At 73.7% G+C, this 552-nt stretch carries 1 pseudogene; it reads left to right on the plus strand.

Annotation, left to right across the window (positions count from 1 at the left end):
* Positions 1–552, plus strand: a pseudogene (locus KUM32_RS39715) (LuxR family transcriptional regulator); the annotation flags it as partial.

Genomic DNA, 552 nt, shown 5'->3' on the forward strand with positions numbered 1-552 from the left:
CCCCCGGGCGCCCCGGCCCCCGAGCGGCATCGACGCGGGCCGGGGGATCAGGGCGGCGCTGCTGGCGGGCGTGCTCCACGACTTCGGGGGTGACCGCTACGGCTTTCGGCACTCCCTCGCCCAGCAGGCGGCCTACGACGCACTGCCGAGCCTGGACCGGCGCCGACTGCACCGCCGTGTGATGGCCGTGCTCGTCGACGCCGAACCGCCGCCGCTAGTGCAACTCGCCTACCACGCGCGGCAGGTCGGCGACCTCGATGCCTGGTTGCGGTACAGCGAGGCGGCGGTGGACGCCGCCCGTGAGCTCGGCGACACCGCTGTCGCGGCGGAGATACTGGAGGGGCTGCTGTCCGACCCGCGACTGCGCGGTGACGACCGGGCCAGGTTCGCCGTCCAGCTCAGCCGGGTCGCGGTGTTGGGCCTCGCCTACCGCAGGGCCGTCGCGCTGTTGCGGGGCATCGTGCGCGACGGCGATCTCCCCGACGTCGTACGCGGTGAGGTCCGGCTCAACCTCGGCCTGTTGCTCAGGAACCAGGCCGGACAGTACGAGCA

This window comes from Streptomyces sp. AC627_RSS907 (assembly GCF_019049165.1).